Genomic DNA, 9,467 nt, shown 5'->3' with positions numbered 1-9,467 from the left:
AGGAACTGCAGGGAACCATCAGCTTCCTGCGCGAGCACAGCTAGGCGGGGCTGAGGACGGCCATCGCCTCGGCCCCCTGTCGTCCTTCCCAGGCCCACTGCCAGCTCCAGCCCGCCTCCTGGGCGATCTCCTCAATGACGCCGCGCTCGGCGGGGTAATCAAAGCGCTGGATGTGGGCGAGCACCGCCTGGCGTTGTTCGGCGCCAAGGGCGCTCCAGCCCTCCACCCGCCTCCCGTAGCGGGCCAGATAGGCCTCTCGGCTTTCCCCGGCTTGGCGGAAGACATCAACCCAGATCAAGCGGCCCCCCGGGGTGATGCGTCTGCGGCATCCCTTTAGCCAGTTGGCCTTGTCCTGGTCCTGCTGGAGGTGATGCACCGCATAGCTGCTGTGGATCACCTCCACCGCCTCGGCCTGCGGCGCGTTGGCCCAGCTCAGCAGATCCTCCGCCAGCCAGGAGCGGGGGAAGGGGGCCTGGCTTAAGGCGGCTTGCGCCAGGGGCAGCACCTCGGCGCAGAGGTCCAGCCCCGTGTAGTGCCCCAGGGGCAAGGTCTGCAGCAGCGGTGCCAGCAAGCCAAGATCGCCGCAGCCCAAATCCACCAGGCTGGGGGCCTGGGCCGTTGCACAGACCTGCCGCAGCACCTGCCCGCAGGCCAGGCTCATGGCCTGGTGCTCCATCAGGTCGTGATCCAACACGGCCCGGTAGGTGGCCCACTGCCGCTGAAACAGGTCCATGACGCCGCCATCCCCCAGCGCCCCAACCCTATTTCTGGCGGTCCTGGGTGGACGCACCGCCAGCAGCCTGATCGAGTTGCATGACGTCCGCTTTGTTGCGGGGCGCTCCATCGAGGACACCATTCCGGAGCTCAAGCGGCAGTGGTTCGGGAGGCGTGAGGGTCTGCACCTGGATGCCTACATGGCGGTGCGGGCGATCGATGGCTGGGCGGTGAGCCTTGGGCGCGAGCCCGACGCGCCCCGGCCCGAGCGGCTCTGGTTCGTCAACCTGGGCGCCTACCGCCCGGACTCCCTGGCGGAACTGCACCAGTTCGGCCTGGTGGTGGCCCGCTCCCCGCAGGCGGCCAAGGCCGCGGCGAAACGCCAGTGGCTCCACGGCGCGCTGCAGCAGCACAAGGACGACCTCTGCGCCGTGGACGACTGCCTGGCCCTCGAGCAGCTGGAGTTGCTCGGCGGCCAGCGCTGGCATGTCCAGCTCTCCCCTGATCCTGAGGGGACCAGCCAGCTCCAGGTGCCCGATTGGCAGGGCTATCGCCCGATCTGAGCGGGGCCGCAGGGGATGATCGGTGCAGTCAATCGGTACCCATGAAGATCGACGGCCAGGCCTGGCGCACCATCTGGCTGGAGCCGGGTGGCCGCTCGATCGGGGTCATCGATCAGATCCAGCTGCCGCATCAGTTCACCACCCGCACGCTGCGCAGCTGCGATGAAGCGGCCGAGGCCATTCGCACGATGGTCGTGCGCGGTGCCCCCCTGATCGGTGTCACCGGGGCCTACGGCCTGATGCTCGCCCTGCAGGTCGACCCCAGCGATGCCTCCCTGGCGGCGGCCTTTGATCAGCTCAATGCCACCCGCCCGACGGCGGTCAACCTGCGTTGGGCTCTCGAGCGCGTTCGTGATCGGGTGGCGCCGCTGCCCCCGGCTGAGCGGGCCCAGGCAGCCCAGGTTGAGGCCGGCGCCATCGCCGATGAGGACGTCGCCATGTGCGAGGCCATCGGCGAGCACGGCCTGGAGCTCTTCCAGAAGCTGGCGGCGGCTCGGCCCGGTCAGACCCTCAATGTGCTGACCCACTGCAATGCCGGTTGGTTGGCCACGGTGGATTGGGGCACGGCCCTGGCGCCGATCTACAAGGCCCACCGCGCTGGCCTGGACATTCATGTCTGGGTGGATGAGACCCGCCCCCGCAACCAGGGCGCCTCGCTCACGGCCTATGAGCTCGGCCGCGAAGGAGTGCCCCACACCGTCATCGTCGATAACGCCGGCGGCCACCTGATGCAGCACGGCCAGGTGGATGCCGTGATCGTCGGGACCGACCGCACGACCCGCCGCGGCGACGTCTGCAACAAGATCGGCACCTACCTCAAGGCCCTGGCGGCGCGGGACAACAACATCCCCTTCTATGTGGCCCTGCCGGCCTCGACGATCGACTGGTCCATCGATGACGGCGTTGCCGAGATCCCAATCGAGGCCCGCAGCCCCGAGGAAGTCACCCACATTCAGGGCCGCAGCCCCGAGGGGGCGATCACCACGGTTCAGCTCAGCCCTGACGGCAGCCCGGGCTTTAACCCCGCCTTTGATGTCACCCCAGCGCGTCTGGTCACGGCGCTGATCACCGAGCGGGGTGTGGTCGCCGCCAGCGCCGCCGGCCTCCAGGAGCTCTACGGCGATGTCTGATCTGGATCTGCGCGAGCAACTGGTCGATTGCGCCCGGCGCATGCAGGCCAGCGGCATCAACCAGGGCACCTCCGGCAACCTCTCGGTGCGCATCGCCGGCGGGATGCTGATCACCCCCAGCTCCCTGCCCTATGAGCAGATGCAGCCCAGTGACCTGGTGGCGCTGGATCTCAAGGGGGAGCCCCTGTTCATCCCGGCCGATGGCCGCCCCCAACGGCGGCCCTCCTCGGAGTGGCGGCTGCACGCCGATGTCCTGGCGAGCCGGCCGGAGGTGCAGGCGGTGCTGCACTGCCATTCGATCCACGCCACAGCCCTGGCCTGCCATGGCCGTGACATCCCCCCCTTCCACTACATGACGGCGGTGGCCGGTGGCCATGACATCCGCTGCGCCCCCTACGCCACCTTTGGCACCCAGGAGCTCTCCGATGGGGTGGTCCAGGCCCTCGAGGGACGGCTGGCTTGCCTGATGGCCCAGCACGGTCAGGTGGCGGTGGGCCCCACCCTCGACAAGGCCCTGGCCCTGGCGGTGGAGGTGGAGACCCTGGCGCGGATCTACCTGCAGGCCCTGGCCCTCGGCGAACCACCTCTGCTGAGTGGGGAGCAGATGGAGCAGGTGCGCCACCAGTTCCGCACCCTGCTCTACCGGGCCTCCTCGAGCTCGGGCAGCTGAGCGATCCAGAGCCCCGCGGCCCCGGCCAGCAGCATCACCGCTGCGCAGACCAGGGTCCAGACCGGTAGCCCCCAGCCGGCCACGGCCAGGGGGGCCACCACCGTGATCACCCCACCGGAGAGCAGGGGCTGCAGCAGCAGTTGCTTGAGCGAAAAGGCCGGCAGGGCGTCGCTGTGATTCTCCGGATCCGCCATCCGCAGCAGCAGCAGGCCGGAGGCGGCCACGCCGGTGGCCTGGCCAAATTCCACCAGGGCCCGCTCAAACCAGTCCTTGGGCAGCAGCTTCGGCGCGAGCCAGAGGCAGATCAGCAGATTCCAGCTCAAGCCAGCTCCCGCCAGCAGGGTGATCGGTAGCCAGTTGGCCTGGAGTAACTGCAGGTTCAACCCCGCGGTGGCTGAGGCGATCAAGAGATCGGCCGCCAGGGTGCTCACTTCGCTTTGGATTGGGGCGGAGGCCCACTGGCTGCGCTCGCTGCGCTCCAGCAGCCAACGCACCAGCAGCGACCCCAGGATCGCCAGCGGGAACACCGGCAGGGCCTGGCCCACCGTGGCGACGCCGCCTCCGATCCAGCTCGTCCCCAGCCGCAGCAGCAGTTGCAGCAGCCAGCCGATGGCTACGGCGATGCCCACCAGGCCCAGGTTGCAGAGCCAAGCCGCCCAGGGATTGCTCGGACCCTCGGCCCCGCTCACCGCCGCTGGAGGGACCTGGATTGCTTCCGGCGCCAGGTCCGCCACCAGCCATCCCCGTGCCCGACCGAGCACCACCACCAGTCCCCCCACCAGGGTCGAGGACAGCAGGCCCACGGTTGCCAGGGCCAGGCCCAGGTCCTGGCCGCTCTCAAACCCCAGGGCCGCATAGCTCGCCCCCATGGCCGCAGCGGAGCCATGCCCCCCCTCAAAGGCCACCTCGATCAGGCAGGCCATCACCGGGCTGAAGCCCAGCAGGGGCTGCAGCACCAGCAGCACCGCCAGCCCGGCCACCACGTACTGACCGAAGGCCAGCACCAGCGCCAGGGAGACATGGCCGCCCACGGGCTTCAGCACGCCCGAGAGCTTGGGCAGCGGCTTGCCCAGCATCAAGGAGCCGAAGACCAAGGTGAGCAGCACCAGGGGCAGTTGGGCCCAGAGCTCCATCAGGTGCTCGGGCAGCAGCGGGAAGGGCCCCTTGGGGGCGACCAGTAGACCCAAGACGCCCGCGACCAGGGCCTCGGGAATGCCCCAGAGCTGCAGCTGTAGCCGCCGGCCAATGGCTCGGCCCGTCGCCAGGATTCCCGCCAGAACACCCCCCGCCAGGACGAGCCAGCTGATCCCATCGATGAGGTCAGCGCTCCAGAGTCCCGGCAGAAGCTCAGCCATTACAGGGCGAAGTGCGCGCGGAAGAAGGCCTCCGTCGCCTCCAGGACCTCAATTTGGGTGCTGCCCTTGCGGAAGCCGTGGCCTTCTTCCGGGAACAGGCGCACCTCCACCGGGATGCCCTTGTTGCGCAGGGCCTCGGCCATCCGCTCGGTTTGCTCCGGGGGGACCACCACGTCCTCGAGGCCCTGGAAGAAGATCACCGGGCAGCTCATCCGTTCGGCATGGTTCAACGGTGAGCGGGCGGCGTAGAGCGCGCGTTGCTCGGGCCACGGGCCCACCAGGCCATCGAGGTAGCGGGCCTCAAAGCGGTGGGTGTCCTCCGCCAGGGCACTCAGGTCGGCCACGCCGTAGCGGCTGGCACCGGCAGAGAAGCAGTCGCTGAAACAGAGGGCCGCCAGGGTGGTGAAGCCCCCGGCGCTGCCCCCTTCGATCGCCACCCGTTTGGGGTGGGCCTGCCCCTGCTCGATCAGGGCCTGGGCCGCAGCGGCGCAGTCCGCCACATCCACGACGCCCCACTGGCCGTTGAGTCGTTCGCGGTAGGCCCGGCCAAAGCCGGTGGAACCGCCGTAGTTCACATCCACCACGCCCCAACCGCGGCTGGTCCAGAACTGAATGGCCAGGTTCAGGCCCGTGCGGGCCATGGCGGTCGGGCCGCTGTGGCTCTTCACCAGCAGGGGCGCTTCGCTGTGGCCACCGCCGGTTGGCGGGTAGTACCAGGCCTGGGTGGCCTGGCCGCCGTGGCCGTCAAACCACAGCTCTTGGGGCTGGCTGATGGCCTCCTGTGCAATCGGGCAGGGGGCCGCTGGTTGATGCCGCCAGCTCCCGGTCTTCAGGTCGAGCTCCAGCAAGCCCGAGGGGTGGGTGGGGCTGCTGGCGATGCAGGCCAGTTGGCCCGCCTGGGCGCAGAGCCCCGCCAGATCACTGCAGGGTTGCTCGAGCGGCCGCCAGCTTTGGTCCTTGAGCTCCCCGAGCTCCCAGCGGCCCTGCCGGCAGGCGAGGGCCAGCAGGCGCTCACCATCCCAGGCATGGGTGCTCATGCCAAAGACCCACTGGGGCATGGCGAATTCGGCCTGCTCGTGCAGCAGGGGCTGCCAACGGGGCGTCTCCAGCGCGTCCTGCTCGGCTGCGGACCAGCGCTCGAGGTTCCAGAAGCCGCTGCGGTCATTGGCCACCACCAGGTCGCGTCCGGCCCAGTTCGGCTGAAAGACCGAGATGGCCTTGGGATCCTCGGGAGTGCTTCCGGCAACGCGACGGCCGGGGCCCAGCTGGCCGGAGGCCTGAACGTCCGCCAGCCAGAGGCTGCTGCAGTCCCAGGGCATGGCCGGCTGCTGCCACTCCACCCAGGTCAGTCGCGCGCCGTTGGGGCTCAGGGCGGGATAGCCGCAGAAGTCCGCGGCCTGATGGAGCTCGACCAGCTCCCCGCCGGCCAGGGGTAGCGCCACCAGGTGGTCTTGACCGTCGCGCTCCAGAACGCCAATCCAGCGGTCCCGCTGCCGGTCGATCAGGCCGCCACCGAGGGCCCCCTCAAAACGCTTGCCCTGGGGCGTGAGCAGCCGCTGCGGTTCGGCCCCTGGTTGATCGAGATCCAGCCGCCAGAGGCAGCGGTCGGCGTCATGGACGAACACGGCCACGGCCTCTCCATTGGCGCGCCGGCCGATGGCGCAGGGGCCGCCGCCGTACTCATGGACGCGGCAGCGCAGGTTCCAATCCCCCGGGGTGCATTCGCGGGGCTCCTGCCCCTGGGCTGCGCGCCCCATCAAGGTGGTGCGCCCCTGTTCGTGGGGACGCTGCTCGAGCCAATAGAGCGCCCCATCCAGCAGCACGGGCTCTTTCAGGCTTGGGGTTTTCCCCAGCACCACCTCGGCGGAGAGGGGAGTGAGCGTGGCTGGTGGGGACAGGCTCAACGGAACAGGCCGATTAGGCCTCCTAGAATCGCTGTTCGCAACGCCGTTGAGGACAGGTCTTGGCCAATAGCTTCGCCAAGTTGGCGCGCTCGGCTGAGCTCTCGGGACGCCTGCAGGTGTCTAAGGAGCCCATCGAGAACCCTCCCTACGACATCCACAAGCTGGGTGATGAGGTTTTGCGCAAGCCGGCGCGACGCATCGGCAAGGTGGATGACGCGGTGCGCAAGCTGGCCACCGACATGCTCGTCAGCATGTACGCCGCCAAAGGCATCGGTCTGGCCGCTCCCCAGATCGGCGTGAATCAGCAGTTGCTGGTGATTGACCTGGAGTTGGAGGATCCCAGCAGCCCTCCTTTGGTGTTGATCAACCCGGAGATCACCTCCGTCGGCGGCGGGCTCTGCACCTATGAGGAGGGTTGCTTGAGCATCCCCGGGGTCTATCTGGATGTGGTGCGCCCCAGCGTGGTGGACGTCAGCTACCGCGATGCCTTTGGCCGTCCCAAGCGGATGAAGGCCGATGGCCTGATGGCCCGCTGCATCCAGCACGAGATGGATCACCTCAACGGGGTGCTCTTCGTCGATCGGGTCACCGACGAGGAGAAGCTCGTCGAGGGCCTCAATGAAAAGGGCTTTAATCGCTCCGACGTTCACACCATCGCCTGAGCCTTCGAGATGCCGATGAAACCCCTGGCGGGACTGTTTCTCGCCCTGGCTTGCGTGCTGGGTATTGCAGCCACTGGCTCGGTCTTCGAGTTGGCCTACGGCGACCCTGAGCTGGGGGTCAAGACCACCGGCACGATCTTGGGCCTGGCCCTGCCGGGAACGCTGATCAGCCTCCTGGTGGCGATCCGGATCAATAAGCCGGCCTGAGGGACTGGCGCCGCTGGCGATCACTTTTACGATCAGCCCCTGCCAACCCAAGCGACTCTGTGTTTTCTCTGGTCCGATCCCTGGCTGCCCTGCTTCCGCTTGCCGGCCTGATGGCTGGCGGCGTGCAGGCCAAAGCGTTGTTTGACGCTGTGGAGGTGGACCAGACCAAGTTCGTCATCGTCGCGGCTCCGATCGGCACCGGCGAACGGGCTCAGCTGAACATCTACGAACAGCGCAAGGACACCCGGCCCTGCTTTGCCCTGGCCGAGGAAGGGCCGGTCAAGGTCGATCCCCTGCTCTCCAGTTTTGACTTCACGGGGATCTGCAGCCGTTACATCGACGGCAATGGCTATTCCCTGCGGGTTGGGGAGGAGGACCTCGCCAGCACCTACCGCATCAGCGTTGTGCGCGAGAAGGGGGACAACGTGCTGATGGCGTTCCCCTCCAAGCCGAGTGCAGGGCCGGAGATGGTGATTGCCCGCAGCGGCGGCCACAGCCAAAACACCGACTACCTGCTGCTCCAGCCCGAGCCGGGCTGGAAGTTGATGCGGCGCCAGTTCGGTGGACGCAACCTGGGGCACGTGTACATCTACCGGGACAGCTGGCCGGTGGCGGAGCAGCCCGCGACCACCGGTGATCAACCAGCGCCTGAGGCTCCTGTTCCAGGGCTCTGGTGAAGAGCACTTGCTACCATCTTCAAACTGCAAAATTCCTAGATCGGTTTTATGACCCAGGTCACCGTCGGCGAGAACGAGGGCATTGAGTCGGCGCTGCGCCGCTTCAAGCGCCAGGTCTCCAAGGCCGGGATCTTCGCCGATCTCAAGCGCCTGCGTCACCACGAGACCCCCGTCGAGAAGTACAAGCGCAAAGCCCAACAGCGCCGCCGCCGCCGCTGAGCCTCGGCTTCAGCCCAAGCGTCCCTGCGGGAATCGGTAGAAACACCGATTCCCGCTTTTTCATGGCTACCAATGATGGAGAAGGTCTCCGTCGAGGTGCGCTGTGAAGCAGTTAATCAGTGCCATCAACCGCTGGTTTGGCAAGAGCGTGGGCAATGCCTTCGGCAATCCCCTCGAGGAGCGGCAGCACCTGCCCCCCAACGTGGGCGTTCAGCCCTATCGCGATACCCCGCCCCACAAGCACTAGGCCGTAAAGCTGCGGTAGGTCAGGGCCTCGGCCACGGCTTGGGGCCCGACCTGATCGTCGTCGTTGAGATCCGCGATCGTTCGGGCCACGCTCAGCAGCCGCTGGCCGCTGCGGGCTGAGAGCGCCCGAGCGGCCACAACCTGCTCCCAAAGGGCCAGAGTGTCCTGGTTGAACGCGCCCGTATCGCGCAGGTCGCGGGCGCTGAGCCTGTGGTTGCTCCCTGCACCTGGATTGCGCTGCTTCATGCGCAGGCGCGCCTGCTGGATGCGCTGGGAGGCGGAGGCTGTCGATTCCGGTGGCCTCCGCTCGCTGGAGGCGCTGTAGCCCTGCCGCAGGACCTGCGCGGGCACCCGTTGCATCACGACCTGGAGGTCGATGCGATCGAGCAACGGGCCCGAGAGGCGGCCCCAGTAGCGCTGGCGCTCGGATGTGGTGCAGCTGCAGTCGTGCTCCGGGTCGCCGTACCAGCCGCAGGGACAGGGGTTGGTGGCGGCCACCAGGCTGATGCAGCAGGGGTAGTGGAGCTGCTGCTTGGCCCGGCTGAGCCGGAGGGTTCCCTGCTCGAGCGGTTGCCGCAGTTGATTGAGCACATCGCGGCGGAACTCCCCCAGCTCATCGAGAAAGAGCACGCCCCGGTGGGCCAGGGCCAATTCCCCAGGCCTTGGGCAACTGCCGCCGCCCAGGAGTGCCGCGCTGGAGCAGCTGTGGTGCGGGCTGCGGAAGGGCCGGGTGCTGATCAATCCGCCCAGTTGCTCCAGTTCTCCTGCAACCGAATAGAGCTGGGTGATCTCCAGCTGCTCCGGTGGGCTGAGGGGCGGCAGCAGTCCGGCCAGGCTCTGGGCCAGCAGGGTTTTGCCGCAACCGGGCGGGCCGACCAGCAGGAGGTGATGGCCCCCGGCCGCGGCGATCTCCAGGGCCCGCCGGCCGTGGGCCTGGCCCTGGATCTCCTGCAGGTCCACGGGAATCGGCGTGGGCTGTGGTGTGTCGCTTGAGGGCTGCAGCGGGCCGGGGGTGTATTGCGGCTGCAGTGCCTCGAGCGCTTCGCACAGGCTGCTGATTGGGCGCACCTCCAGGCCGCTGACCAAGCGGGCCTCAGGGCCGTTGGCTTGGGGGACCAGC

The 9,467-nt window shown here is 68.1% G+C and carries 12 protein-coding genes; 8 read left to right on the top strand and 4 right to left on the bottom strand.

Annotated features, from left to right (window positions below; genetic code table 11):
• Window positions 1–40 precede the first annotated feature (40 nt).
• Window positions 41–733, bottom strand: coding sequence for a class I SAM-dependent methyltransferase (locus QZ184_RS07930; protein WP_296418937.1), 693 nt, complete (start codon window positions 731–733; stop codon window positions 41–43).
• On the opposite strand from QZ184_RS07930, the gene QZ184_RS07925 reads away from it, so the two are divergent.
• The 3 genes from QZ184_RS07925 to QZ184_RS07915 are packed head-to-tail and all read left to right on the top strand — an operon-like array spanning window position 732 to window position 3,077.
• Window positions 732–1,277, top strand: coding sequence for a DUF1543 domain-containing protein (locus QZ184_RS07925; RefSeq protein WP_296418934.1), 546 nt, complete (start codon window positions 732–734; stop codon window positions 1,275–1,277). The genes QZ184_RS07930 and QZ184_RS07925 overlap by 2 nt on opposite strands.
• Window positions 1,278–1,318: 41 nt before the next feature.
• On the top strand, window positions 1,319–2,407 hold the full coding sequence (mtnA, locus tag QZ184_RS07920) for an S-methyl-5-thioribose-1-phosphate isomerase (protein WP_296418932.1): 1,089 nt from the start codon (window positions 1,319–1,321) through the stop codon (window positions 2,405–2,407).
• A complete protein-coding gene (locus QZ184_RS07915) occupies window positions 2,400–3,077 on the top strand; it encodes a class II aldolase/adducin family protein (RefSeq protein WP_247479508.1) in 678 nt (225 codons plus the stop codon). Before mtnA ends, QZ184_RS07915 begins: the two co-directional genes overlap by 8 nt.
• Here the strand turns inward: QZ184_RS07915 and QZ184_RS07910 are convergent.
• On the bottom strand, window positions 3,047–4,432 hold the full coding sequence (locus QZ184_RS07910; RefSeq protein ID WP_296418929.1) for a sodium/glutamate symporter: 1,386 nt from the start codon (window positions 4,430–4,432) through the stop codon (window positions 3,047–3,049). The two genes, QZ184_RS07915 and QZ184_RS07910, sit on opposite strands and share 31 nt — an antisense overlap.
• Window positions 4,432–6,336 (bottom strand): prolyl oligopeptidase family serine peptidase, encoded by a 1,905-nt coding sequence (locus QZ184_RS07905; RefSeq protein ID WP_296418927.1) that lies wholly within the window; start codon window positions 6,334–6,336, stop codon window positions 4,432–4,434. The genes QZ184_RS07910 and QZ184_RS07905 overlap by 1 nt, the downstream gene beginning before the upstream one ends.
• Before the next feature lie 59 nt (window positions 6,337–6,395).
• Here QZ184_RS07905 and def point away from each other — a divergent pair, with 59 nt between their 5' ends.
• The 5 genes from def to QZ184_RS07880 all read left to right on the top strand — a co-directional run bounded on the left by def (window position 6,396) and on the right by QZ184_RS07880 (window position 8,348).
• A complete protein-coding gene (gene def / locus QZ184_RS07900) occupies window positions 6,396–6,998 on the top strand; it encodes a peptide deformylase (protein WP_296418925.1) in 603 nt (200 codons plus the stop codon).
• A gap of 9 nt (window positions 6,999–7,007) precedes the next feature.
• Entirely contained in the window at window positions 7,008–7,205 is a 198-nt protein-coding gene (locus QZ184_RS07895) for a hypothetical protein (protein ID WP_010313026.1), read from the top strand.
• Between the two features lie 59 nt (window positions 7,206–7,264).
• Window positions 7,265–7,882 carry a DUF3747 domain-containing protein gene (locus QZ184_RS07890; RefSeq protein ID WP_296416298.1) on the top strand — a complete coding sequence of 206 codons (618 nt, stop codon included), beginning with the start codon at window positions 7,265–7,267 and terminating at the stop codon, window positions 7,880–7,882.
• Between the two features lie 48 nt (window positions 7,883–7,930).
• Window positions 7,931–8,101, top strand: a complete 171-nt coding sequence (gene rpsU, locus QZ184_RS07885) for a 30S ribosomal protein S21 (protein ID WP_010304532.1) — start codon at window positions 7,931–7,933, stop codon at window positions 8,099–8,101.
• A gap of 103 nt (window positions 8,102–8,204) precedes the next feature.
• Window positions 8,205–8,348 carry a hypothetical protein gene (locus QZ184_RS07880; protein WP_010313022.1) on the top strand — a complete coding sequence of 48 codons (144 nt, stop codon included), beginning with the start codon at window positions 8,205–8,207 and terminating at the stop codon, window positions 8,346–8,348.
• On the opposite strand, the gene QZ184_RS07875 is transcribed toward QZ184_RS07880, so the two are convergent.
• The coding region (locus QZ184_RS07875) for a YifB family Mg chelatase-like AAA ATPase (RefSeq protein ID WP_296418923.1) at window positions 8,345–9,467 on the bottom strand (1,123 nt) is incomplete at its 5' end. The genes QZ184_RS07880 and QZ184_RS07875 overlap by 4 nt on opposite strands.

The organism is Vulcanococcus sp. DEBay_Sum22DG08_74 (genome assembly GCF_017852955.1).
Classification (GTDB): domain Bacteria; phylum Cyanobacteriota; class Cyanobacteriia; order PCC-6307; family Cyanobiaceae; genus Vulcanococcus.
The sequence above is the reverse complement of the archived record's forward strand: the minus strand, read 5'-3'. Positions and strand labels throughout refer to the sequence as shown.